Source organism: Microbulbifer sp. GL-2, from assembly GCF_007183175.1.
Lineage (GTDB): Bacteria > Pseudomonadota > Gammaproteobacteria > Pseudomonadales > Cellvibrionaceae > Microbulbifer.
Genome location: NZ_AP019807.1, coordinates 2,750,385 through 2,774,107 on the forward strand (window position 1 = coordinate 2,750,385; position 23,723 = coordinate 2,774,107).

The following is a 23,723-nucleotide window of genomic DNA, read 5'->3' on the forward strand; positions in this document are numbered from 1 at the left end:
CCCAAGTACTCCGGCTTCTACTACTGGCCTGTTTGTCATTCTTGTTTTTAAGCCATAAAGCTATCAGAACTTCTTAGACCAATATCCCACCGCGAAAAGTTTTTTTAAATTCTAATTCCTCTATGTTTAAACAAAATTAAATAAACGTCTAGTGTTGAATGGTAATGACGATAGAGAATAGGAAGTTTAGGGAGGTCTGGATGGAAAGTTTTGTTAAGTTCTTGTAATTACGCACTTTTTTGGGGCCTGGTTAAGCTGCAAAAAAAAGTTGTGCGGATACCTGTGTGATGGATTTTGAAAATCTATTTTGCTCGCAAGCTTGCGAAAAATTAATTTCCGGGGAAAATTTGATTAACGAAAGTGTGGGAGTGGTGTTGCTGGTTGAAAAAATGCGCCCCGTCCTTGTGGGCTGCAGAGGTTTACCAGTGGAATTTTGTGTAATGAGTAGTTGCTTACTTAGCGGCTTGCGCTCAATTTCTGCGGGGCTGAAGTAATAGTACACCCCACTGGCCTAAGGGGTATTTGCTAGGAGGGCTGGTAGAGCACGTAGAGTTCTTTTTCTTCCAGGGCCGTGCGGCGAGTAAGAGCTTCGCCAATTTTTTGGTAATCCATTTTGAAGTCGCGCACCATCTCTTGGGTAAACGCTTCGTGATTATAACGCTTGCAAAACTGTACTACGGCGTTGGCAATTTCATTCATATCTGTACGGAAGTCTTTGACTACCTGCAGGGTATGGGCATCCCCGGCCAGGGCCTGCTCAAGATAAACGTAAAAGCGCACGTTCTCCTTGATCAGGTGTGCCTGGAAACCGGACTTAAACTGGGTCAACAGCTGTGAAAGCTGGCGATAGTTTTGCTTCTCAAAGCCTTCGGACCACATACGCTGGAAAATACCGATGAGGTGACGGTGATCATCTTCCAGGGCCTTAATTAATGTTGGGTCGTAGGAAATTGTACGTGCGCCTTTGGGGCTGGCATAAGTACTGCGGGTGTATTTTTCTTCCAGGTCGGTAGATTCTTCCGACTTGCTACTTCGGAACATACCGGAGATGAAGCTAAGCATGTGCTGTGCCCTTAATAGATATTGTGCTTTTTTGTTTGTACGAGTAAGGAATTCCGCGGATGGAAAGCAGCTGCCTGGTGGGAGTGCAGCGCTATTTCTCTATAGCCCGGGAGCGCGGATTTTACATTGGATGACAGCAGTTTTACTGCCAGGTAGATAAGAGGATTTGGGCAAAATTTACAAAATGAGATGTGCGTCACACTCCCCTGGGGAATGGTTGTTGCGCTATTGAAATAGTCTTGAATATATAATTTTCGTGAAGTCAAAAAAACCCGGCAATGCCGGGTTTTTTTCAGGTCTGTTTAGCGCTGTTCCAATGGGGTGTAGTCGCGCTGGGGGTAGCCGGTGTACAGCTGGCGAGGGCGGCCAATCTTGTACGGGTTGGAAATCATTTCATTCCAGTGGGCGATCCAGCCGGCGGTGCGGCCGGTGGCAAAGATCACGGTAAACATGTCGGTGGGAATGCCGATAGCTTTCATAATAATGCCGGAGTAGAAGTCTACGTTCGGGTAGAGCTTTTTCTCCACGAAGTAGTCATCTTCGAGGGCTATCTTCTCGAGCTTCTTGGCGATCTTCAGCAGTGGATCATTCTCAGCGCCCATGGCACCCAGAACCTCGTCACAAATGCCCTGCATTACGCGGGAGCGTGGATCAAAGTTCTTATAGACGCGGTGGCCGAAGCCCATCAGGCGGAAGGGGTCGTTCTTGTCTTTGGCGCGCTTCACGAATTCATCAATACGACTCTCGTCACCAATTTCCTGCAGCATATTCAATACCGCTTCGTTGGCGCCGCCGTGAGCTGGTCCCCACAGGGCGGCAATACCGGAGGAGATGCAGGCGAATGGATTGGCACCGGAGGAGCCTGCCAGGCGCACTGTAGAAGTGGAGGCGTTCTGTTCGTGGTCTGCGTGCAGCAGGAAGATGATATCCATTGCCTTGGCGACAATCGGATCGATCTTGCTAGTCTCACAAGGGTTGCCGAACATCATGTGCAGGAAGTTTTCGGAATAGCTGCGGCTATTATCCGGGTACATGAAGGGCATGCCCTGAGAGTGTTTGTAGCACATTGCTGCCAGGGTTGGCATTTTGGCAATCAGACGATGGGCGGAGATTTCACGATGCTCTGGATTGTTGATATCCAGGGAGTCGTGGTAGAAAGAGGCCAGAGCACCGACGACACCGCACATCATGGCCATGGGGTGTGCGTCGTAGCGGAAGCCTTTGAAGAAGCTCACCAGGGACTCATGCACCATGGTGTGAGACATGATGGTGTCTACATAGGTCTTCTTCTGTTCAGCGCTTGGCAGTTCGCCATTCATCAGCAGGTAGCAGGTTTCCAGGTAGTCGGATTTTTCTGCAAGTTGTTCGATGGGGTAGCCGCGGTGCAGCAGCTGGCCCTTGCCACCATCGATAAAGGTAATTTTGGATTCGCACGAGGCAGTAGATACGAAGCCCGGGTCGTAGGTGAATAAGCCTTTGCCGGTCAGGTTGCCGACATCGACAACATCGGGGCCGAGGGTGCCGGAGCGAACGGGCATTTCTATTGCGCCGTCGATACCATCGACTGTGAGTTGCGCTTTTTTATCGGACATTGCGGACTCCTAAAACTGTTCTTATGGCAGCCTTTTCCTAGTCTTTTCGGGTGCTGGCAGCCTTTTGAGCGGGCCAAACTTAAGTGCCGGGCCTCAAATTGTCAAACCAAAAGGAGTGGACCATCAGTCTGCGGGCAACAGGATATCCGGCGACGGGGCAGGCCTGTAGAGCTTTTGCCTGGAGTGAGGCGTGAAAATCTGCGGAAATCCCGCGGCGCCAAATGACAGGTCTTCAGGCGACTCAAAGCCAGTACTTTCCAAGGCGTTCGTTGTGTTTTGAGTATTGAATGCCTATAATCCGCGCGGCTTGCGCCATGGTACGGCTACTTTGTACAAGGCTTCATCAGGTCGAGTACAAAGTGATCAGCAAGCCGCTCGTCCCTCCATTGAAAAGCTAACGGGCGCCCGGTCGTTCAGGGCAACAAGGTGTTTTTCCTGTGAACAAAAACAGACCTGTCAATTTAGACATTTCCACTATAAAGCTTCCCGCTGCCGCTTTGGTTTCCATTTTGCATCGTATTTCCGGCGTTGTTCTTTTCGCCGTTGTAGCGCTTCTGCTCTGCATGCTCGATGCCAGCCTGGAATCAGAGCAGGGCTTCGCCGATGTTGCGGCAGCATTTAATAGTATCCCAGCCAAGCTCATCCTGTGGGCCTCCCTGGCAGCTCTCATTTACCATCTATTGGCGGGTGTGCGTCACCTGTTTATGGATATGGGGATGGGTGAGAGCCTCGAAGGTGGTCGCCGCAGTGCCGTCGCAGTGCTGGTGGTGAGTGTAATCCTTATTCTTTTAGTGGGGGTATGGTTGTGGTAAGAACAGTAACCAGCTTTGGCCGTAGTGGTACTTTCGACTGGCTCTATCAACGAGTTACCGCAGTTATACTGCTCGCGTATGTCCTCTTTATAGTGGGCTTTATCCTCTTCACCAAAGACTTTGGCTACCAGGCCTGGTCTGAGCTGTTCGCCCAGCGCTGGATGCGCGTATTCAGTCTGGTTGCCCTGTTGTCCACCATTATTCACGCCTGGATTGGCCTCTGGTCTGTGGTTACCGATTACATCACCAATCGGATGATGGGCGGTAAAGCCACTGTGCTGCGTTTGCTCGTAGAGGTGGTGCTGGCTGCCGTTGCCGTGCTGTACACGGTATGGGGCATTGAAATTCTTTGGGGTGTATAAGCAATGGCGAACATGCGTACTATTTCATTTGACGGAATTGTAATTGGTGGCGGCGGTGCGGGTATGCGCGCGGCCCTGCAGATGGCCCAGTCGGGCTATAAGACTGCGGTAATCACCAAAGTATTCCCGACCCGTTCACACACAGTATCCGCCCAGGGCGGTATCACCTGTGCGATCGCCAGTTCCGACCCCAATGACGATTGGCGTTGGCATATGTATGACACCGTCAAGGGTTCCGACTATATCGGTGACCAGGACGCAATCGAGTACATGTGTTCTGTTGGCCCGGAAGCCGTGTTCGAGCTGGAACATATGGGCCTGCCTTTCTCCCGTACCGAAGAAGGTCGTATTTACCAGCGTCCTTTTGGTGGCCAGTCCAAAGACTTCGGTCGTGGCGGCCAGGCTGCGCGCACCTGTGCGGCGGCTGACCGTACCGGCCATGCGTTGTTACACACCCTGTACCAGAACAACGTCAAGCACAAAACCGAGTTCCTCAACGAGTGGTTCGCGATTGACCTAGTGAAGAACCAGGACGGTGCCGTTGTTGGTGTGATCGCCATGTGCATCGAAGATGGCGAAGTGGTATTTATCAAATCCAAGGCGACCGTATTCGCCACCGGTGGTGCAGGCCGTATCTTCGCCTCCACAACCAATGCGCACATCAACACCGGTGACGGTGTAGGTATGGCCCTGCGTGCGGGAATGCCCGTGCAGGACATTGAGATGTGGCAGTTCCACCCGACCGGTATTTACGGTGCCGGTGTACTGGTGACAGAAGGCTGTCGCGGTGAGGGTGGCTACCTTGTAAACAAGGATGGCGAGCGTTTCATGGAGCGCTATGCGCCCAATGCCAAAGACCTGGCCTCGCGCGACGTTGTGGCCCGCTCCATGGTCCTCGAGATCCTCGATGGCCGCGGCTGTGGCCCGGAAGGCGATCACGTATACTTGAAGCTCGACCACCTGGGCGAAGAATTATTGAACAGCCGCCTGCCCGGTATCTGTGAGCTGTCCAAGACTTTTGCTCATGCCGATCCGGTCAAAGCGCCGATCCCGGTTGTCCCCACCTGTCACTATATGATGGGCGGCATTCCCACCAACGTTCACGGCCAGGCCCTGACCCAGGATGCCGCCGGCAATGATCAGGTTATCGATGGCTTCTACGCTTGTGGCGAGGTTGCCTGTGTATCCGTGCATGGCGCCAACCGCCTGGGCGGCAACTCACTGCTTGACTTGGTCGTGTTTGGCCGCGCCTCTGGCCTGTTTATCGAAAAAGCCCTGCGTGAGGGTATCGAGCACCGCGAAGCTTCCGAGTCTGATATCGAAGCAGCAATGGCGCGCCTGAATCGCCTCGAAACAAATGAGACCGGTGAAAAGGCTGCAGACCTGCGCAAAGAGCTGCAGGGTGTGATGCAGAATCACTTCGGTGTATTCCGTCGCGGTGACTATATGGCGGATGGTGTTAAGAAGCTGGCCGATCTGCGCGAGCGTATCGAAAATGTTCGCCTGGATGACAGAAGCCGCGCCTTTAATACTGCCCGTGTTGAAGCCCTGGAACTGCAGAACCTGTTGGAAGTTGCCGAAGCCACCGCAGTTGCCGCAGAGACTCGCACTGAAAGTCGTGGTGCCCATGCCCGCGAAGACTTCCAGGAACGCGATGATGAAAACTGGCTGTGTCACTCCATGTACTTCCCGACCGAAAAGCGTGTCGGCAAGCGTGCGGTAAACTTTGCACCGAACACCATGGAAGCCTTTGAACCGAAAGCTCGGACCTACTGATTCGGGAGCGGAATAGAGTATGTTGAAAGTAAGCATTTACCGTTACAACCCGGAAGCTGATAAAGCGCCGTACATGCAGGACTACGAGCTGGACACCAAGGGCAAAGACCTGATGGTGCTGGACGTACTGGAACTGCTGAAGGCCGAGGACCCGACCCTGTCCTTCCGCCGCTCCTGCCGCGAGGGTGTGTGTGGTTCCGACGGCATGAATATTTCCGGTCGCAACGGCCTGGCGTGTACTACGCCACTGTCTGAGGCCGCGCCTAAAGATAAGCTGGTGCTGCGCCCGCTGCCCGGTCTGCCGGTGGTGCGCGACCTGGTTGTGGATATGGAGCAGTTCTACGAGCAGTACAAGAAAATCGAACCGTACCTGCAGAACGACACTCCGGCCCCGGCCATTGAGCGCCTGCAGTCCCCTGAGGACCGCGAGAAGCTCGACGGCTTGTACGAGTGTATTCTATGCGCCTGCTGTTCTACCGCCTGTCCTTCTTTCTGGTGGAACCCGGACAAGTTCATCGGTCCGGCCGGCCTGTTACAGGCCTACCGTTTCCTGGCGGACAGCCGCGACCTGGCTACTGACGAGCGTCTGTCCAACCTGGACGACCCCTTCAGTGTGTTCCGTTGTCACGGTATCCAGAACTGTGTAAATGTGTGTCCGAAGGGGTTGAACCCGACACGCGCCATTGGTCATATTCGCAATATGCTTCTGACCCGTGCGGTATAGGGGATCTCCGGGCCATCAATTGGCCCGTTAGAGCCCGCTTGTAGCGGGTTCGGTGCCAGGTAAGGCGCTTATCTAATGACAAAGCCGGTGAAAGCCGGTACTTAATTGAAAAGGGGAGGTGGCTTTATGCGCCTCCCCTTTTGTGAGTGAAAGGAAAGCGCAGTGGCTTAGGCAAACAGAAGCCCACTGCAATCGAGGTAGGCATCAAAATGCACGAAAGTACCATGGAGCAGCTGTGGCGTAGCTCCCATATCTCCGGGGGCAATGCCGCCTACGTGGAGGAGCTTTACGAGACCTATCTGCACGACCCCAACGGTGTACCGGAGGAGTGGCGCAATTACTTTGATAGCCTCCCCCGCGTTGGTGGCAGCAGTGACGTTTCCCACGCCGCGGTGCGCCAGCACTTCGAACTGCTCAGCAAGCATCGCGCCCGCCCGGTAGCGGCGCCGGGCTCCGGTTCCGGCTCTGTCAACCTTGAGCATGAGCGCAAGCAGATCAAGGTTCTGCAGCTGATCGATTCCTACCGCCACCGCGGTCACAAGAAGGCCACCCTGGACCCGCTCGGCCTGATGGCTCGCGAACAGGTGCCCGATCTGCAGCTGAGCTATCACGGCCTTACTGAAGGTGATTTCGATACCACCTTTAATACCGGCAGTCTGTTTCTCGGCAAGGAAGAGGCCACTCTGCGTGAAATCGTAGAGGGACTGGAGAGCACCTACTGCGGCAACCTGGGTGCGGAGATCATGCATCTCTCCAACCTGGAAGAGCAGCAGTGGTTTCAGCAGCGCCTGGAGCGCAGCCAGTCCAAAGCCAACTTCGGCACCGATATCCAGATTGAAATCCTGCAGCGACTTTCCGCCGCAGAGGGCTTGGAGCGCCATCTGGACTCCAAGTACCCCGGCACCAAGCGCTTTGGTGTGGAAGGTGGTGAGAGCCTGATTCCGATGATGGACGCACTGATCCGTCGCTCCGGTACCTATGGGGTGAAGGAAATTGTGATTGGTATGGCACACCGTGGCCGCCTGAACACTCTGGTGAATATCCTCGGCAAGAACCCTGCGGATCTGTTTCAGGAGTTTGAGGGTAAGAGAACCCTGGATACCTCCGGTGATGTGAAGTACCACCAGGGCTTCTCTTCCAATGTGATGACTCCCGGTGGTGAAGTGCACCTGGCACTGGCCTTTAACCCGTCACACCTGGAAATCAGTGCGCCGGTAGTGGTTGGCTCCGTGCGTGCCCGTCAGGACCGCCGCAAAGATGCTGCCGGCGAGAAGGTTATGCCGATCAACATCCACGGTGATGCGGCCTTTGCCGGCCAGGGTGTTGTGCAGGAAACCCTGCAGATGTCACAGACCCGCGGCTACTACACCGGTGGTACTGTGCACATTGTGCTGAACAACCAGGTGGGCTTTACCACCAGTAAGCGCGAAGACGCCCGCTCCACCGAGTACTCTACCGACCCCGCCAAGATGATCGATGCGCCGGTGCTGCACGTAAATGGCGACGACCCGGAAATGGTCGTGCTAGCGGCGCTGTTGGCTGTGGACTACCGCTACGAATTCAAGAAAGACATTGTTATCGACCTGGTATGCTACCGTCGTCGCGGCCATAACGAAACTGACGACCCGTCCGGCACCCAGCCGTTGATGTATCAGACCATCCGCAAGCATAAAACCACTCGCACTCTTTACTCTGAGAAACTGGTGGGTGAGGGCATCCTGGACAAAACGGCTGCGGACAGGCTGGCGAACGACTACCGCGATAAGCTGGATGCCGGTGAAGATGTGGCCACTGGTCTGGTAAAAAAACCGGACTCATCCATGTTTGTGGACTGGAGCCCCTACCTGGGCCATGACTGGCAGGTGCCTGCGGATACCAGCTTTGCAATGCCGAAGCTGCAGGACGTGGCCAATCGCATGACTACTGTGCCCGATGGCATAGTGATGCAGCGCCAGGTTTCCAAGATTTATGACGACCGTCGCAAGATGGCTGGTGGCGCACTGCCGCTCAACTGGGGCATGGCGGAAACCCTGGCCTACGGCACCCTGCTGGAAGAGGGCTTCATGGTCCGCTTCACCGGGGAAGACGTAGGTCGCGGCACTTTCTCTCACCGCCACGCGGTAATTCACAGCCAGAAAGACGGTCAGTGCTACGTGCCTCTGCAGAACATGTTTGAGGACCAGCCGCCGTTCTACATGTACGACTCCCTGTTGTCTGAGGAGGCGGTACTGGCATTTGAGTACGGCTATGCCACTACCACACCGAAATCCCTGGTTGTGTGGGAAGCTCAATTCGGTGACTTCGCCAACGGTGCTCAGGTCGTAATCGACCAGTTCATAACCTCCGGCGAGCACAAATGGGGCCGTATGTGCGGTCTGGTGCTGATGCTGCCACACGGTTATGAAGGCCAGGGCCCGGAGCACTCCTCCGCGCGCCTGGAGCGCTTTATGCAGCTGTGTGCCGAGCACAATATCCAGGTATGTAATGCCACCACCCCGGCACAGATTTTCCATCTGCTGCGCCGCCAGGCGGTGCGCCCAATGCGTCGCCCGCTGGTGATTATGAGCCCGAAATGGATTCTGCGTCACAAGCTGGCCACGTCCAGTCTGGAAGAACTGGCCGAAGGCCGTTTCCACAATGTGATACAGGATCAGGGCGTGGACCCGGCCAAGGTCAAGCGCTTGATCCTTTGTTCCGGCAAGGTGTACTACCACCTGCTGGAAGCGCGCATGGAGCGCGAGCAGGAAGATGTAGCGTTCGTGCGTATCGAACAGCTGTACCCCTTCCCGGACGAAGAGTTCGTGGAAGCGGTGTCAGCATTCAAGAAGATCAAGAGTGTCGGGTGGTGTCAGGAAGAGCCCATGAACCAGGGCGCCTGGTATGCCAGCCAGCACCATTTGCGTCGCTTGCTGGCGGAAACGCATCCGAAGCTGGATCTGGAATATGTGGGCCGCGCTCCATCAGCGGCACCTGCGGCGGGCTATATGTCCACGCACTTGGAAGAACAGAATAAGTTCATCAACGAGGCGCTGACCGTCAAGTAACGGGCGGCAGTATTTTAAGCAGAGACAATCTCAGGAAACAGGAAAAATGACGATCGAGATTAAAGCGCCAACTTTCCCGGAATCCGTTCAGGACGGTACTGTCGCCACCTGGCACAAACAACCCGGTGAAGCCGTGTCCCGCGATGAACTGATCGTGGATATTGAAACTGATAAAGTGGTACTGGAAGTGGTTGCACCGGCAGACGGTGCACTTTCCGAGATCATCAAGGGAGAGGGTGATACCGTTCTCTCCAATGAAGTGATCGCCAAGTTTGAGGCGGGTGCCGGTGCCGCAGCCGCTCCGGCAGAAGAGAAGGCTGAGGCGCCTGCCGCCGCAGCACCTGCTGCTGGCGAGAAAATCGCTATGCCGTCCGCCAAGAAAATGGCGGCGGAAAAAGGCGTTGACCTGACTGGTGTGGAAGGCACTGGTAAGGGTGGCCGCGTTCTCAAAGAAGACGTTATGAAGGCCGGCACTACACCCGCGGCAGCGGCGCCTGTGGTTGCTGCCGAGGTTGCGGTTGCACCGGGTGAGCGTGTAGAAAAACGTGTTCCCATGACCCGTATGCGCAAGCGAATCGCCGAGCGCCTGCTCGACGCTTCCCAGTCCACCGCCATGCTGACCACCTTTAACGAGGTGAACATGAAGCCGGTAATGGACCTGCGCAAAAACTACAAGGACCTGTTCGAGAAGACCCACAACGGTACCCGCCTGGGCTTTATGGGCTTCTTCGTAAAGGCTGCAGTAGAAGCGCTGAAACGCTATACGGCGGTAAACGCCTCCATTGATGGTAACGATATTGTTTATCACGGTTACCAGGATATTGGTGTAGCGGTATCCTCTCCGAAGGGGCTGGTTGTGCCCATTTTGCGTAACGCAGAGAATTTGGGTCTGGCGGACATGGAAAACAATATTCGCGATCTGGGTGTGCGCGCCCGTGATGGCAAGCTTTCCATCGAAGAGATGACTGGCGGTACCTTTACTATCACCAACGGTGGTGTATTCGGTTCCCTGTTGTCCACCCCGATCCTGAACCCGCCGCAGACTGCAATCCTGGGCATGCATAAAATCCAGGAGCGCCCAATGGCGGTAAACGGCAAGGTGGAAATCCTGCCGATGATGTACCTGGCGCTTTCCTACGATCACCGTCTGATTGATGGCAAGGAGGCAGTTGGCTTCCTGGTGGCGATCAAGGAAATGATCGAAGATCCGGCGCGTATCCTGCTCGAAGTCTAAGAAATACTTTCTGGGGCCCACGGGCCCCCTCGATCACACTGCATTAGAAATATCTGGAATTGATCATGTCGGAAAAATTTGACGTAATCGTAATTGGCTCTGGTCCTGGTGGTTATGTCGCTGCCATCCGTGCCGCTCAGCTGGGCCTGAAAACTGCCTGTATTGAGAAGTGGAAAAACAAGGAAGGCAAATACGTAAACGGTGGCACCTGCCTGAACGTCGGTTGTATTCCGTCCAAGGCTCTGCTGGATAGCTCGTGGAAATACCACGAAGCCAAAGATGCCCTCGACGTGCACGGCATTGAAGTCGGCAAGGTCAAGATGGATGTCAGCAAGATGATTGAGCGCAAGGGCGAGATCGTTAAAAAGCTGACCGGTGGTGTGGCTGGCCTGTTCACCGCGAATAAAGTGACCTCCATTTTTGGTACCGGCAAACTGCTGTCCAACAAGAAAGTGGAAGTGACCGACGACGAAGGCAACGCCAGTGTATACGAGGCGGAAAATGTGATCCTGGCTTCAGGCTCTGTTCCCGTGAATATTCCCCCCGCTCCGGTAGACGACAAAATTATTGTCGATTCCACTGGCGCCCTGGAATTCACTGAAGTGCCCAAGCGTCTGGGTGTGATTGGTGCTGGCGTTATCGGTTTGGAGCTGGGCTCCGTATGGAATCGCCTGGGCTCCGAAGTTGTGGTTCTGGAAGCTATGGACAAGTTCCTGGCCATCATGGATCAGCAGGTAGCCAAAGAATCCCAGAAGATCTTCAAAAAGCAGGGCCTGGATATCCGCCTTGCTTGCCGTGTTACCGGCTCCGAGGTGAAGGGCGAGGAGGTGGTTGTCACTTACCAGGATAAAGACGGTAAGGAGCACCATGAAACCTTCGATAAATTAATCGTTTGTGTTGGCCGTCGCCCCTACACTGAAGGCCTGCTGGCTGAAGATGCCGGTGTGAAAATGGACGAGCGCGGTTTCGTTTACGTTAACGATTTGTGCATGACTTCCGCCCCGGGCGTATGGGCCATCGGTGATGTGGTACGCGGTCCAATGCTGGCGCACAAAGCCTCGGAAGAAGGGGTTGTGGTTGCCGAGCGCATCGCCGGCCAGAAGCCGATGATGAACTACGACGTGATCCCCAACGTGATCTACACCCATCCGGAAATCGCCGCGGTTGGCCGCACCGAAGAACAGGTAAAAGCTGACGGCGAGCCCTACAACGTAGGCAGCTTCCCGTTTGCGATTAACGGCCGAGCCATGGCTGCGAACGATACTCAGGGCTTTGTAAAAATTATTGCCCATGCGGATACCGATCGCGTACTGGGTGCTCACATAGTCGGCCCGTCTGCCGCAGACCTGGTTCAGCAGGTGGCGATTGCGATGGAGTTCGGTTCCAGCGCTGAAGATATCGGCATGACAGTATTTGCGCATCCGACCCTGTCTGAGACCGTGAAGGAAGCGGCTCTGGGCGTGAACGGCCATGCGATTCACACTGTGAATCGCAAGAAGCGTAAGTAAGAATACTTTTCGATCTCGGGGCACTAATTATTGATTAATTAGCTGCCCCGGTTTCATTTGCGGAATTCGAAATTTGCAACGACGGAAATTTTGAATTTTGTCTTTCAGGTGCAGAGTAATCTGCAATTAGTAAACACATTTCTATATGTGAATTGGTATTGACTATGAACTTGCATGAGTATCAGGGCAAACAACTGTTTGCGGCATACGGATTGCCGGTTTCCAAAGGCATTGCAGCGGAAACCCCGGCAGCGGCAGTAGCAGCGGCTGACGAAATTGGCGGTGATAAGTGGGTGGTAAAGGCCCAGGTACACGCCGGTGGCCGCGGTAAGGCTGGCGGTGTAAAGCTGGTAGATTCCAAGGCAGAAATTGAAGCGTTTGCCAAGAAGTGGCTGGGTGAGCGTCTGGTAACTTACCAGACAGATGAAAATGGCCAGCCGGTAACCCGTATCCTGGTTGAAAGCTGCACTGACATCGATCAAGAGCTGTACCTCGGTGCTGTTGTTGACCGCTCCACCCGTCGTATCGTTTTCATGGCTTCCACTGAAGGTGGAGTTGAGATCGAGAAAGTAGCGGAAGAGACTCCGGAGAAAATCCTTAAAGCCACCATCGATCCTCTGGTAGGCGCTCAGCCTTACCAGGCGCGCGAGCTGGCTTTTAAGCTGGGCCTGAACCCAATCCAGGTTAAGCAGTTCACCAAGATCTTCCTGGGCCTGGCAAAAATGTTCCAGGAAAAAGATCTGGCCCTGCTGGAAATTAACCCGCTGGTAATTACCACTGAAGGCAACCTGCACTGTCTGGATGCCAAGGTTGTAATCGACAGCAATGCCCTGTATCGCCACGCTGACCTGCGCGAAATGCACGATCCTTCCCAGGAAGATCCGCGCGAAGCGCACGCTGCCAAGTTCGAACTGAACTACGTAGCTCTTGATGGCAGCATCGGCTGCATGGTGAATGGCGCTGGCCTGGCCATGGGTACCATGGACATCGTCAACCTGCACGGCGGTAAGCCGGCTAACTTCCTCGACGTGGGCGGTGGCGCGACCAAAGAGCGCGTTGTTGAAGCGTTCAAGATCATTCTGTCTGACGAGAACGTAAAAGCCGTATTGATTAACATCTTCGGTGGTATCGTTCGTTGTGACATGATCGCCGAAGGCGTAGTTGGCGCAGTGAAAGAAGTTGGCGTTAAGGTGCCGGTTGTTGTGCGCTTGGAAGGTAACAACGCAGACCTGGGTGCCAAGGTTCTGAGCGACAGTGGCCTGAACATTATCGCGGCTACCAGCCTGACCGATGCTGCTCAGCAAGTGGTTAAAGCTGCGGAGGGTAAATAATCATGTCAGTACTGATTAATAAAGACACTAAAGTAATCTGCCAGGGCTTTACCGGCTCTCAGGGTACTTTCCACTCTGAGCAAGCGATTGCTTACGGCACCAAGATGGTTGGTGGTGTAACTCCGGGCAAGGGTGGCCAAACTCACCTGGGTCTGCCGGTTTTCAACACCGTGAAAGAAGCGGTCGAAGAAACCGGTGCCGAAGCCTCCGTGATCTACGTGCCTGCACCTTTCTGTAAGGACTCCATCCTGGAAGCGGCCAACGCTGGTATCAAACTGATTGTTTGTATCACCGAAGGTATCCCGACTCTGGATATGCTTGACGCCAAAGTGAAGTGCGACGAGCTGGGCGTGCGCCTGATTGGCCCGAACTGCCCGGGTGTTATCACTCCGGGTGAGTGCAAGATCGGCATTATGCCCGGTCACATCCACAAGCCGGGCAAAGTGGGCATCGTTTCCCGTTCCGGCACCCTGACCTACGAAGCGGTTAAGCAGACTACCGATTACGGCTTCGGCCAGTCCACCTGTGTGGGCATCGGCGGCGACCCCATCCCGGGTTCTAACTTCATCGATATTCTGGAAATGTTCCAGAATGACCCGCAGACCGAAGCGATCGTTATGATCGGTGAGATCGGCGGCACTGCTGAAGAAGAAGCGGCTGCTTACATCAAGGAAAACGTCACCAAGCCGGTAGTTTCTTACATCGCTGGTGTAACTGCTCCTCCCGGTAAGCGTATGGGTCACGCGGGCGCGATTATCTCTGGTGGTACAGGCACCGCTGATGAGAAATTTGCTGCTCTGGAAGATGCCGGTGTTAAAACCGTGCGCTCCCTGGCGCAGATCGGCGACGCACTAAAGGAAATTACTGGCTGGTAATAGCCGGGTAATTTCCTGTCTGCGAAAAGGCCGCTTCTTTCGAAGCGGCCTTTTTTATTTCATATCAAAAATGTTACGCGAAAGTTTTTCGGTTTGGATTGAAAAAATCAGCCGGATGCCTGTTGTGCACCATATAAACCATATTTGTGCCCATGGTTGCGTCCCCGTTGATAAAGGACAAAAGCGGTTAATATAAGCTGCATTACCTCTGCAATAGGCATTGCATACCATATCCCCACTTCCCCGGCTATCAGTGGCAAAATAAAAATTAACGGTAATACAAAAAAATAAGTCTTTGCCAGGCCAAGGATCGCTGCGTGCTTGGCGTCGCCGATAGCCTGAAAAAATGTACTTATCATTATGAGTGGTCCAGCTAGGAAATAGACCATCGTCATCATAGGTAGTATACGCGCCACCTCTGCAATAATTTGCTGGTCACTGACAAACAGGGCTCCTAAGGATCCTTTCAGTAAAATTACGCCCAACTGTAATGCGAGGCAGTAACCAAATGCTATTGTCAAAGCGATATTGATACTGCTATCAGCGCGAGACCAGATTTTAGCGCCGACATTATTGCCCACTACAGTCTGAAAGGCCTGGCTCAGTCCGAGTAGAGGCAGAAAGATAAAGGTCATAATACGCGTAATAATACCGTAGGCGGCGACTGTCGCATCATAGTTACCACCTCCCCAGGCCTGGATACTGAAAATTATCGTGATAGATGTGAGTGATACACCGATATAACCCAAGCTGGATGGTAGTCCCAGAGATAGATAGCTAGGCCAGAAATTCAGTCTGCGTGAGATGCGGAAGATTTGTGTATCGACTACTGTGCGGCCGTATTGGCGGTAGCCCGCCAAGATTAGAAGGGTGATTGCCTGTGCTAGGGCGGTGCCGTAAGCAGAGCCGGCCACCCCCATATCCAAGCGTGCAATAAAAATATAATTGAAAATAATATTGAGTAGCACGGAGGTTAGGGAAACTATAGCCATTAAGGATAGTCGTCCCTCGCAGCGCAAGGTATCAAGGTTAACTGAACCGATAAATAATGTCGGGGATAAAAAGATTAATATCGTTAAATAGGTAAACCCCATTTCCGCTAGATCTTCTGAACCATTGGCTACTAGCAGTGTTAATTGTTTTCCGCTAGCCACAAACAGCAACATCAACGTAGCGCAAATCACCAGTGCCAGTGTAATTGCCTGGGAAAATGCTTGTCTCGCCTTATCTTTTTCTCCTGCTCCGAGTAGCCTAGCCTGTACGCTTGAATATCCACTGGAGATCAATGAAGAAAGTGCTACCAGCAACATAAACATTGGGAATGTTAAGGTCACTGCGGCTAATGCTTCAGCCCCTACATACTCTCCTAGGAAGTAGGCATCCAACAGGGTAAACGATCCGTTTACCAGCATTATCAGAATAATAGGCGCAGCCGTCTTAAAGAAAACTGGCAGTAAGGCGCCGTAAACAAATATATTGTCTTGTTGTTGGGTCATAGTAAATCCACTTTACAAATTACCACTGTGCATCTCCGCGATTTCATTAAACTTGTTTAACACAAATTGCTTGAAATCATCCGGCCATGCGTAGATGGCTTTTTCAAAACTGATTCTGCTGTTTCTATAGAGAGATCGGCTCGCCTCTTCTAAACCGAGTGTATCTCCTGCCACTAACAGCATAAACCTATCGAGTTGTTGCTGACTTATGCTGATTCGCTCTTCAAGCGAAACATTTCTTTGTGCCTGTTCCACCAGTTTACGAAGAGTGACAGAGGCACCACCAGGCTGCTGGCTCAACCATTCCCAGTGACGGGGAAGCAGAGTAACTTCTTTGGGAATAACACCTAATTTGGGACGCCCGCGTTTGGTTTTTGGGGCCGGTAGATCCGCCGCTAACGCTGCCAGTACTTCCTCTGCGTCTCCGTGCCAATCCACCTCTACCCGTTTGCAACTTTCAGTTTCAAAAACCATGGGCTCATGAACTGTACCCATATCCTTCACCCTGCGCACAATTACTTCCAATGTCCCCCGCGCAACAATCTGTTGTTGGTCGATAGCGATATAGTCAGTGGCCATAGTACTCCCTTTATTTACCCGGGTTAAATATTTATACCCGGGTAAATATAGCTTATTGGTCACTCTATGTACAACGATTGGTTCTCTATCTGGCCGCGACCTCTGAAATGATCTAAGGGGTGGGGATCTCCCCGGATAGGATTGTCCGCTTTGCTCTCTAACCGTAATGGCTTAATTTTTGTTTACATGTCAGTGATATACACGGTCTAGGAGCACTCCTATACTGCGGAAAAACCAACTGTTTAGGAGTGAACATGGCTAGGGCTTTAATCGGGGTTATCGGGGGCAGTGGTCTGTACGATATGCAGGGGTTAGCCGGGGTGGAAGAAGTCCAGGTGGACACTCCCTTTGGCAGTACTTCGGACTCTATTATCTGTGGCAAGCTCCAGGGCATTCCTGTTGCTTTTCTCGCCCGTCATGGACGCGGCCATCGTCTGATACCCTCCCAAGTGCCTTACCAGGCCAATATCCATGCGCTACGCCAGTTGGGTGTGCGTTATATCCTCTCCCTCTCCGCTGTGGGCTCTCTACAGGAAGAGGTACGGCCGCTGGATATGTTGATCCCTGATCAGTTTATCGATATGACCCGCAAACGAGAGAGTACGTTTTTCGGTGATGGTGCGGTAGCCCATGTTTCCATGGCAGATCCGGTATGTCCTGCTGTGGCGGACAGTCTGGCGCGGGCCTTTGCTGTGACTCAGGATGGGGAGCCTATCAGGTTACACAGGGGGGGCAGTTACATCTGTATTGAAGGTCCCCAGTTTTCCACTCGTGCGGAATCGCACTGGTATCGCAGTATGGGTGCATCGGTGATTGGTATGACCAATATGCCTGAGGCAAAACTGGCCCGCGAGGCGCAGATTGCCTATGCCACTCTCGCTATGTCTACGGACTATGACTGCTGGCATCCCCAGGAAGAAGCTGTGACTGCCGAGGTGGCTATCGCCAACCTGCAGCAGAATGCCACACGTGCCGGGCAGATTGCTGCAGAGGCTATTCGTCTGCTCGGTACTGAACAGCCCGAATCTGCTGCGCATACAGCACTGGCGAGTGGCTTGGTAACACCTGTCGATACCATGTCGGAGGAAAAACAAGCTGTAATAAAGCCGTTGCTTGAACCGACAGAACCAGTGCTTGAAGAACTGGAGCACTGAATCGAATGCACGAAACCTTGCCGTTACTGGAAATAACAGACTTTCCCGCGATCCGCCGGGAAACAATTGAAACCCTGCAAATTAATATCGGTTATCGCTGTAACCTGAGTTGTGTGCACTGTCATGTGAATGCCGGACCCAATCGTACTGAGATGATGTCTGGGGAGCATCTCAAGCTGTTGCTGGACGTTATCAAAGCGAGGGGAGTTCACACCCTGGATATTACTGGTGGTGCTCCAGAGCTGCACGATGGGTTTAGGCCCCTGGTGGAAGCGGCGCGAGCATTGGATGTGCACGTAGTGGATCGCTGTAACCTGACTGTGCTGTTCGAGCCTGGACAGGAGGATACCGCAGAATTTCTCGCACAACATCGTGTGGAGGTGGTCGCCTCACTGCCTTGCTATTCGATGGAGAATGTCGATAAGCAGCGTGGTAAGGGAGTTTTTGATAAAAGCATTGCCGCACTGCAGAAGCTCAATACCTTGGGTTATGGCAAGCCAGGAACCGGCCTGCAACTCAATTTGGTCTATAACCCTCAAGGAGCTTTTTTGCCTCCGGAACAGGGAGCCCTGGAAGCGGACTATCGCAGAGAGCTGGCTGCGCATTTTGGGATTGAGTTTAACCAGCTGTTTGCCCTCGCGAACATGCCCATCAAACGGTTTGGTTCCATGCTGGTTTCCAAAGGGCAATTTAAGGACTATATGGCCCTGCTTAGGGATAGTTACTCCGCATCCAACCTTGAGGGAGTGATGTGTCGCGGCCTGGTAAGTGTCGATTGGCAAGGTAATTTGTATGATTGTGATTTCAACCAGCAGTTGAATATTCCGGTGTCTGGCCGTTTGCACCTGCGTGACTTACTCGAAAATGACTTGAAGGAATCGGCAATTTGTGTAGCCGATCACTGCTATGGCTGTACCGCTGGGCAGGGCAGTAGTTGTGGTGGTGCACTGTAAGGAAAGTGAACTTAATAGCGGAGGGCGGGAATGCCATGAGTAAAAAAATTCTGCTGCTGACTGTTATCGCGGTATTGGTAATTGCTTTTTACGCGTTTGATTTAAACCAGTGGTTGAGTCTGGAAAAACTGCAAGAGGGCGGCGAGCAGTTCCAGCAATGGAAAGCTTCTTCGCCATTTTTGGTTGCTTTCCTCTTTTTCGCTTTTTATATTCTGGTAACCGGTTTATCCCTGCCCGGTGCTGCGATTCTCACTATTGCCGCCGGAGCTATTTTTGGCTTGCTATGGGGCACTGTGATTGTATCGTTTGCCTCCAGTATCGGCGCTACCCTAGCGTTCCTGATGGCTCGCTATTTATTTCGCGACTATATACAGGAAAAGTTTGCTGTGCGCCTGCAGGTTGTGAATAACGGTATTGAAAGGGAAGGGGCTTTTTACCTGTTTGCCCTGCGTCTTGTGCCAATTTTCCCATTCTTTCTGATCAATATCCTGATGGGTTTGACTCATCTCCGGGTCTGGGCATTTTATTGGGTGAGTCAGTTGGGCATGCTGGCTGCGACGATAGTCTATGTGAATGCAGGCACCCAGCTTGCACGGATCGAAAATCTAAAAGATATCGTCTCTCCGCAATTATTGCTGTCTTTTGCCTTGCTGGGTCTTTTCCCCCTGCTGGCAAAATATTTCCTCAACTGGCTCAAGCGCCGCCGTGAGGCTAAGTGAGTGATCCCAATGAGAAAACCTAAAAAATTTGATCGTAATATTATTGTCATTGGAGCTGGTGCCGCAGGGCTGGTAAGTGCATATATCTCGGCTGCAGTAAATGCCAGAGTGACTTTAATTGAGTCGGGAAGTATGGGTGGGGACTGCCTGAATACAGGCTGTGTGCCCAGTAAGGCATTAATTAAGTGTGCTCGTGTTGCCCACTCTGCGCGCACTGCGGATCAGTTCGGCATACGTTTGCCTGAGCTGAAGGTTGACTTTCCTGGGGTGATGCGCCATGTACGTGAATCCATTCAGAAAATTGAGCCTCACGACAGTGTGGAGCGCTATTCCGAACTGGGCGTAGAGGTGATTCAAGGGTATGCGCGATTGCTGGACCCCTGGACCGTGAAGATTACCCTGGCCAGTGGTGGGGAGAAATCCCTTCGTGCCCGAGCCATTATTCTTGCCACCGGCGCAGAGCCCATAGTGCCGCCTTTTCCCGGTCTGGAAAGTGTAAATTACCTGACCAGTGAAACACTCTGGAATAGATTTTCCGAGTTGCATGAAGTCCCGCAAAGCCTGGTGCTGTTAGGTGGTGGGGCTATTGGGTGTGAGCTGGCCCAGGCATTTACCCGCCTGGGTTCCAGGGTCACCCTGGTTGAGCGCGATGATCGCCTGTTACCCCTGGAGGACCTTGAAGTGTCTGCGGCTGTGTCCAAGGCGCTGCAATTGGAGGGGGTGCACCTTCTCACCGGGCATGAGGCCGTCTCGTTTGGCGGACGGGAGGGCCACCGCGGAGGCCTATTAAATTTGCGTAACGCCGAGGGTGAAATACAGGTGACATTTGATGAGGTTATCCTGGCTCTTGGCAGGCGTGCGAGGACCGAGGGCTTCGGGCTGGAGAAGCTGGAATTACTGCAGGATGGCAAATTTATAACAGATGCTTATTTGCGCACTCGCTATCCCCATATCCTCGCAGCCGGGGATCTCGCAGGTCCCTATCAGTTTACCCATATGGCTTCGCACCAGGCTTGGTATGCCGCGGTGAACGGCCTTTTTGGCGATATTAAAAAATTTGCTGTGGATTACAACTTAGTGCCGAGGGCTGTCTTTGTTGATCCAGAAGTGGCCAGTGTTGGGCTGAGCGAGCATGAGGCAAAACAGCGTGGCACGGCCTATGAAGTAACCCGTTATGGCATTGATGATCTGGACCGTGCAATTGTTGATGGCGCGGCTGAGGGTTTTATTAAAGTGCTTACTGTACCAGGCAAGGATAAAATTCTGGGGGTTTCCATTGTGGGGGAAAATGCGGCCGAGTTAATTGCCGAGTTTGTATTCGCTATGAAGCAGGGCTTGGGTTTAAATAAAATCCTCTCCACGATTCATATTTATCCCACTATGACTGAAGCCAATAAATTTGTTGCGGGAAATTGGAAACGAGCCCATGCGCCCAAGAGGCTCTTGCGCTGGCTCGAACTGTTTCATCGCTGGAGGCGTGGTTAATGCAGTACTCTGTTGTTGTTCCGCTGCTGAATGAACGGGAGCAGTTGCCGGAATTGATCGTGCAGTTGAAAGAACTCAAAGCGTTCAGTAGTTGTGAAATTATCCTGGTGGATGGCGGCAGTACTGATGGCAGTGTGGAAATTGCCAATGCTGAGGGGTTGCAGGTGATTTCCTCGCCGTGTGGACGTGCTACACAAATGAATACTGGTGCGAATTTTGCCTGTGGCAATTGGTTGCTGTTTTTACATGCGGATACACGTCTGCCTCATGGTGCCCTGAACGCTATTGCTTCGGCAATTGCACAGGGAGCTGAGTGGGGGCGGTTTAATATTCGTATCGATGGTGGAAATTTTTGGTTCCCTTTAATTTCCACCATGATTAATTGGCGCTCGCGCTTGAGTGGTATTGCCACCGGCGATCAGGCTATTTTTGTTCGGCGTACTCTTTTTGAGCGGCTTGGAGGGTTTGCCAGGCAGCCGTTGATGGAGGATGTGGAGTTAAGCCGGCAACTGTTAAAAATTGCCCGGCCACATTGCCTTCAGCAAAAAGTTACTACCTCCGGGCGCCGCTGGCAAAAATTTGGTGTATTGCGCACGGTATTGCTGATGTGGCGATTGCGTTTTGATTATTGGCGCGGTGTGCCAGTGGAATCCCTGGCCAGGCGTTATGAGTAGTCCAGTGAGCAGCCTTGGAGGAAAACCCCTGCGCCTGGTGGTGATGGCCAAGGCGCCACTGGCAGGATATGCCAAAACCCGTTTGATTCCCGCTTTGGGCGAGCAGGGGGCCGCTGTGCTGGCGGAGAAGTTGTTGCACCATACCCTGGAAGAGTGTGTGAGAGCGGACTTGGGGCCTGTGGAGTTACATGTGGCACCAGACTCGTCTCACGCCTATTGGCAGGGCTTCTCAATGCCGCGTTCCGTGTCCCTTTACGGGCAGGCCCAGGGTAATCTCGGGCAGCGCTTGTGGCATGCCACGGGAAATGCGCGGGCACTGGGGCAGGGACTCCTGTTACTCGGCACGGATTGTCCATCACTCACTGTGCAGCGCCTGCATATTGCGGCGTTGGGGCTGCAGAAATCTGATGCGGTAATGTATCCAGCTAAAGACGGCGGTTACACCCTGTTGGGGCTCAAAGAAGTACAGGCGCGGCTGTTTGAGGATATCGATTGGAGTACCGAGGTGGTAGCGCGGCAGACATTGGATCGACTGTGGGAGTGTGGAATGAGTTGCCAACGCTTGGAGGCGTTGGCAGATATCGATGAGCCCGATGATTTAACCTTTCTGCCTCGGGCTTGGCAGGAGTCCGCCCTCCTGGGCTAAAGTGCCGGGGCCGCGCTGCTCTCTGCCTCAACCGCACTACCATTGGCGAGAATCGCGCGGCTTTCATCGTTAGCGGCGGCCAGGCGTTGCTCCTCGATGCGGCTGCTCCAGCTTAACAGCGCCTGATAGTGGCGAATATTTTGCACATAGGTTACAGGCTCCCACCCGCGTGCGTAACCGTGCTTGGTAGTCTTGTAGTACTGGCGCTTGGCCAGCAGTGGCAGGTGCTCGCGTACATCGGGCCACAGGTCTGGATTGCCGCCCATACGTTCGGTAAGGACGCGGGCGTCTTCCAGATGGCCGTAGCCGACGTTATAGGCCGCCAGCGCCATCCAGGTCCTGTCGGGTTCGCGGATGCGCTCTGGAAGCTTATTGCGGATTTGTACGATATAGCGCGCACCACCTTCAATACTCTCTTCAGGATTAAGGCGGTTAACCCCCAGGTCTTTAGCTGTATTCAGAGTGAGCATCATCAGACCGCGCACACCGGTGCGTGAGCGGGCGCGGGGGTTCCAGTAGGACTCCTGGTAACTGAGTGCCGCCAGCAGGTGCCAATCCAGCTCGTACTGGTCGGCCACTTTTTGCATTACACCGCGCCACTGGGGCAGGCGCTCGCGGCTGCGTTTGGCAAATGCCTGGGCGCCGCCGACATTCAGATCGCTCACATGACCGAAAAATTCTTCGCGCAGTTGCGCAATCATGCCGTTGGTATTGGCGCGCAGCATAAACAGGCGTGCACTTTGGTACAGGCTGTCATCGTCGCTCTTGGGGAATGCCCAGGAAACCGGCTGGAATTGTGTGAGATTAAAAGCGACGGCGGTATTCGGGTAGAGGCCGCGGTGTACTGCGTAGGCATTGGAATCCACAACTGCATAGCTGTACTTGCCCTGCTGCACCATTTCCACCAGCTCCATGGCATCCACATCGGAGACTTCTTCCCAGTTTAATTGTGGATAGCGTCGTGACAGTTTTTTCAGTTCCTCTGCATGGGCACTGCCGGCGATCACTGCAACAGTCTTGCCTTTCAGGTCGCTGGTTCTGCGTGGGCGCTGTTCGCCGACACGATAAATAACCTGCTGGCGGATTTCGAAGTAGGAAGGAGCAAAGCGAACCTGCTCGCGGCGCTCAGGGGTGACGGTCAAACCGGCGGCGGCAAAATGCGCGCCCTCTTCGGGATCACGCAAAAGTGCGAACATTTCGTCCAGGTCGTGCACATCGCGGATCACCAATTTAACGCCTAGCTCTTCGGCAAAAGCGCGCAACATACCGTACTCAAAACCGGTGGGGTTGCCGGTGGCATCTTCGTAATATGTGGTGGGGCCATTCTGTGAAAGCACAATCAGCTCCCCTGAGGCCTTGATGCGCTCCAGGGTATTTGGAGCCTTACTGGCGACCAACATAGAGGCACAGCAGGATAGAGCCACCCCCTTTAATAGACGGCGGGCATAGCGCAGCATGCGGCTTCTCATCATCATAGGCTGTCCCCTTTAGCTCGTCCGTTGGTTTTATCGCTGTTATACCTAAGGCCTGGTGAGGGTGAAATCGCCAGGGCTTTTCCGGCCAAAGCTGGCACAGTCCGCCAATTTTACCTTATTTGGCGACTATCTGCCCAATTTGGCATTTGGACACTGTGATCTGTGCGCTTGAAAACCTCGCAGGACTTTTGTAGGCAGTTTTTTGTATCCCTCTTAAAAGAG

At 53.3% G+C, this 23,723-nt stretch carries 21 protein-coding genes; 16 read left to right on the plus strand and 5 right to left on the minus strand.

The features are described 5' to 3' along the window. Nucleotides 1–287: 287 nt before the first annotated feature. Nucleotides 288–494 carry a hypothetical protein gene (locus GL2_RS11975; RefSeq protein ID WP_143730870.1) on the plus strand — a complete coding sequence of 69 codons (207 nt, stop codon included), beginning with the start codon at nucleotides 288–290 and terminating at the stop codon, nucleotides 492–494. Between the two features lie 31 nt (nucleotides 495–525). Here GL2_RS11975 and GL2_RS11980 read toward each other — a convergent pair whose 3' ends face one another. Together GL2_RS11980 and gltA are read right to left on the minus strand one after the other, a co-directional pair. Beyond that, nucleotides 526–1,062 carry a hemerythrin domain-containing protein gene (locus GL2_RS11980; protein ID WP_143730871.1) on the minus strand — a complete coding sequence of 179 codons (537 nt, stop codon included), beginning with the start codon at nucleotides 1,060–1,062 and terminating at the stop codon, nucleotides 526–528. A 302-nt stretch (nucleotides 1,063–1,364) separates the two neighbouring features. After that, the gene (gene gltA, locus GL2_RS11985) at nucleotides 1,365–2,654 is read right to left on the minus strand and encodes a citrate synthase (protein WP_143730872.1); all 1,290 of its coding nucleotides are present in this window, start codon (nucleotides 2,652–2,654) and stop codon (nucleotides 1,365–1,367) included. Between the two features lie 437 nt (nucleotides 2,655–3,091). On the opposite strand from gltA, the gene sdhC reads away from it, so the two are divergent. The 9 genes from sdhC to sucD all read left to right on the plus strand — a co-directional run bounded on the left by sdhC (nucleotide 3,092) and on the right by sucD (nucleotide 14,320). After that, nucleotides 3,092–3,466 (plus strand): succinate dehydrogenase, cytochrome b556 subunit, encoded by a 375-nt coding sequence (gene sdhC / locus GL2_RS11990; protein WP_143730873.1) that lies wholly within the window; start codon nucleotides 3,092–3,094, stop codon nucleotides 3,464–3,466. Further along, nucleotides 3,460–3,828: a succinate dehydrogenase, hydrophobic membrane anchor protein gene (sdhD, locus tag GL2_RS11995; RefSeq protein WP_143730874.1), complete on the plus strand. Its 369-nt coding sequence runs from the start codon at nucleotides 3,460–3,462 to the stop codon at nucleotides 3,826–3,828. The genes sdhC and sdhD overlap by 7 nt, the downstream gene beginning before the upstream one ends. Before the next feature lie 3 nt (nucleotides 3,829–3,831). Then, nucleotides 3,832–5,604: a succinate dehydrogenase flavoprotein subunit gene (sdhA, locus tag GL2_RS12000; RefSeq protein ID WP_143730875.1), complete on the plus strand. Its 1,773-nt coding sequence runs from the start codon at nucleotides 3,832–3,834 to the stop codon at nucleotides 5,602–5,604. 19 nt (nucleotides 5,605–5,623) lie between these two features. Next, nucleotides 5,624–6,328, plus strand: coding sequence for a succinate dehydrogenase iron-sulfur subunit (locus GL2_RS12005; RefSeq protein ID WP_143730876.1), 705 nt, complete (start codon nucleotides 5,624–5,626; stop codon nucleotides 6,326–6,328). Between the two features lie 209 nt (nucleotides 6,329–6,537). Then, nucleotides 6,538–9,372, plus strand: coding sequence for a 2-oxoglutarate dehydrogenase E1 component (locus tag GL2_RS12010; protein WP_143730877.1), 2,835 nt, complete (start codon nucleotides 6,538–6,540; stop codon nucleotides 9,370–9,372). A 46-nt stretch (nucleotides 9,373–9,418) separates the two neighbouring features. After that, on the plus strand, nucleotides 9,419–10,606 hold the full coding sequence (gene odhB, locus GL2_RS12015; protein WP_143730878.1) for a 2-oxoglutarate dehydrogenase complex dihydrolipoyllysine-residue succinyltransferase: 1,188 nt from the start codon (nucleotides 9,419–9,421) through the stop codon (nucleotides 10,604–10,606). 65 nt (nucleotides 10,607–10,671) lie between these two features. Then, nucleotides 10,672–12,114, plus strand: coding sequence for a dihydrolipoyl dehydrogenase (gene lpdA / locus GL2_RS12020; RefSeq protein ID WP_143730879.1), 1,443 nt, complete (start codon nucleotides 10,672–10,674; stop codon nucleotides 12,112–12,114). A gap of 164 nt (nucleotides 12,115–12,278) precedes the next feature. Beyond that, nucleotides 12,279–13,445, plus strand: a complete 1,167-nt coding sequence (gene sucC / locus GL2_RS12025; RefSeq protein WP_143730880.1) for an ADP-forming succinate--CoA ligase subunit beta — start codon at nucleotides 12,279–12,281, stop codon at nucleotides 13,443–13,445. A gap of 2 nt (nucleotides 13,446–13,447) precedes the next feature. Then, nucleotides 13,448–14,320 carry a succinate--CoA ligase subunit alpha gene (gene sucD, locus GL2_RS12030; RefSeq protein WP_143730881.1) on the plus strand — a complete coding sequence of 291 codons (873 nt, stop codon included), beginning with the start codon at nucleotides 13,448–13,450 and terminating at the stop codon, nucleotides 14,318–14,320. A gap of 107 nt (nucleotides 14,321–14,427) precedes the next feature. Here the strand turns inward: sucD and GL2_RS12035 are convergent, their stop codons facing one another. Both GL2_RS12035 and GL2_RS12040 read right to left on the minus strand, forming a co-directional pair. After that, nucleotides 14,428–15,816, minus strand: a complete 1,389-nt coding sequence (locus GL2_RS12035) for an MATE family efflux transporter (RefSeq protein WP_143730882.1) — start codon at nucleotides 15,814–15,816, stop codon at nucleotides 14,428–14,430. Nucleotides 15,817–15,828: 12 nt separating this feature from the next. Then, a complete protein-coding gene (locus tag GL2_RS12040) occupies nucleotides 15,829–16,395 on the minus strand; it encodes a DUF2239 family protein (RefSeq protein ID WP_143730883.1) in 567 nt (188 codons plus the stop codon). A 254-nt stretch (nucleotides 16,396–16,649) separates the two neighbouring features. Here GL2_RS12040 and mtnP point away from each other — a divergent pair, with 254 nt between their 5' ends. Genes mtnP through GL2_RS12070 form a run of 6 tightly spaced genes read left to right on the plus strand, consistent with a single transcriptional unit; the run spans nucleotide 16,650 to nucleotide 22,026 of the window. After that, complete coding sequence (gene mtnP / locus GL2_RS12045) at nucleotides 16,650–17,549, plus strand: S-methyl-5'-thioadenosine phosphorylase (protein ID WP_143730884.1); 900 nt, start codon at nucleotides 16,650–16,652, stop codon at nucleotides 17,547–17,549. Nucleotides 17,550–17,554: 5 nt separating this feature from the next. After that, entirely contained in the window at nucleotides 17,555–18,502 is a 948-nt protein-coding gene (gene arsS, locus GL2_RS12050; RefSeq protein ID WP_143730885.1) for an arsenosugar biosynthesis radical SAM (seleno)protein ArsS, read from the plus strand. Between the two features lie 35 nt (nucleotides 18,503–18,537). Next, nucleotides 18,538–19,221: a TVP38/TMEM64 family protein gene (locus GL2_RS22140; protein ID WP_143730886.1), complete on the plus strand. Its 684-nt coding sequence runs from the start codon at nucleotides 18,538–18,540 to the stop codon at nucleotides 19,219–19,221. Between the two features lie 9 nt (nucleotides 19,222–19,230). After that, a complete protein-coding gene (locus tag GL2_RS12060; RefSeq protein ID WP_143730887.1) occupies nucleotides 19,231–20,706 on the plus strand; it encodes an NAD(P)/FAD-dependent oxidoreductase in 1,476 nt (491 codons plus the stop codon). Further along, the gene (locus GL2_RS12065) at nucleotides 20,706–21,380 is read left to right on the plus strand and encodes a TIGR04283 family arsenosugar biosynthesis glycosyltransferase (protein WP_143730888.1); all 675 of its coding nucleotides are present in this window, start codon (nucleotides 20,706–20,708) and stop codon (nucleotides 21,378–21,380) included. Before GL2_RS12060 ends, GL2_RS12065 begins: the two co-directional genes overlap by 1 nt. Further along, on the plus strand, nucleotides 21,373–22,026 hold the full coding sequence (locus tag GL2_RS12070; protein WP_143730889.1) for a TIGR04282 family arsenosugar biosynthesis glycosyltransferase: 654 nt from the start codon (nucleotides 21,373–21,375) through the stop codon (nucleotides 22,024–22,026). Before GL2_RS12065 ends, GL2_RS12070 begins: the two co-directional genes overlap by 8 nt. Here the strand turns inward: GL2_RS12070 and mltF are convergent. Then, nucleotides 22,023–23,501, minus strand: a complete 1,479-nt coding sequence (gene mltF, locus GL2_RS12075; protein ID WP_143730890.1) for a membrane-bound lytic murein transglycosylase MltF — start codon at nucleotides 23,499–23,501, stop codon at nucleotides 22,023–22,025. The genes GL2_RS12070 and mltF overlap by 4 nt on opposite strands. Nucleotides 23,502–23,723: the final 222 nt, after the last annotated feature.

Excerpts from the sequence above, each read along its gene's own strand:
- GL2_RS11975 (WP_143730870.1), top strand. The coding sequence starts at position 288 with ATGGATTTTGAAAATCTATTTTGCTCGCAAGCTTGCGAAAAATTAATT.
- GL2_RS11980 (WP_143730871.1), bottom strand. The coding sequence starts at position 1,062 with ATGCTTAGCTTCATCTCCGGTATGTTCCGAAGTAGCAAGTCGGAAGAA.
- gltA (WP_143730872.1), bottom strand. The coding sequence starts at position 2,654 with ATGTCCGATAAAAAAGCGCAACTCACAGTCGATGGTATCGACGGCGCA.
- sdhA (WP_143730875.1), top strand. The coding sequence starts at position 3,832 with ATGGCGAACATGCGTACTATTTCATTTGACGGAATTGTAATTGGTGGC.
- GL2_RS12005 (WP_143730876.1), top strand. The coding sequence starts at position 5,624 with ATGTTGAAAGTAAGCATTTACCGTTACAACCCGGAAGCTGATAAAGCG.
- GL2_RS12010 (WP_143730877.1), top strand. The coding sequence starts at position 6,538 with ATGCACGAAAGTACCATGGAGCAGCTGTGGCGTAGCTCCCATATCTCC.
- odhB (WP_143730878.1), top strand. The coding sequence starts at position 9,419 with ATGACGATCGAGATTAAAGCGCCAACTTTCCCGGAATCCGTTCAGGAC.
- lpdA (WP_143730879.1), top strand. The coding sequence starts at position 10,672 with ATGTCGGAAAAATTTGACGTAATCGTAATTGGCTCTGGTCCTGGTGGT.
- sucC (WP_143730880.1), top strand. The coding sequence starts at position 12,279 with ATGAACTTGCATGAGTATCAGGGCAAACAACTGTTTGCGGCATACGGA.
- sucD (WP_143730881.1), top strand. The coding sequence starts at position 13,448 with ATGTCAGTACTGATTAATAAAGACACTAAAGTAATCTGCCAGGGCTTT.
- GL2_RS12035 (WP_143730882.1), bottom strand. The coding sequence starts at position 15,816 with ATGACCCAACAACAAGACAATATATTTGTTTACGGCGCCTTACTGCCA.
- GL2_RS12040 (WP_143730883.1), bottom strand. The coding sequence starts at position 16,395 with ATGGCCACTGACTATATCGCTATCGACCAACAACAGATTGTTGCGCGG.
- mtnP (WP_143730884.1), top strand. The coding sequence starts at position 16,650 with ATGGCTAGGGCTTTAATCGGGGTTATCGGGGGCAGTGGTCTGTACGAT.
- arsS (WP_143730885.1), top strand. The coding sequence starts at position 17,555 with ATGCACGAAACCTTGCCGTTACTGGAAATAACAGACTTTCCCGCGATC.
- GL2_RS22140 (WP_143730886.1), top strand. The coding sequence starts at position 18,538 with ATGAGTAAAAAAATTCTGCTGCTGACTGTTATCGCGGTATTGGTAATT.
- GL2_RS12060 (WP_143730887.1), top strand. The coding sequence starts at position 19,231 with ATGAGAAAACCTAAAAAATTTGATCGTAATATTATTGTCATTGGAGCT.
- GL2_RS12065 (WP_143730888.1), top strand. The coding sequence starts at position 20,706 with ATGCAGTACTCTGTTGTTGTTCCGCTGCTGAATGAACGGGAGCAGTTG.
- GL2_RS12070 (WP_143730889.1), top strand. The coding sequence starts at position 21,373 with ATGAGTAGTCCAGTGAGCAGCCTTGGAGGAAAACCCCTGCGCCTGGTG.
- mltF (WP_143730890.1), bottom strand. The coding sequence starts at position 23,501 with ATGATGATGAGAAGCCGCATGCTGCGCTATGCCCGCCGTCTATTAAAG.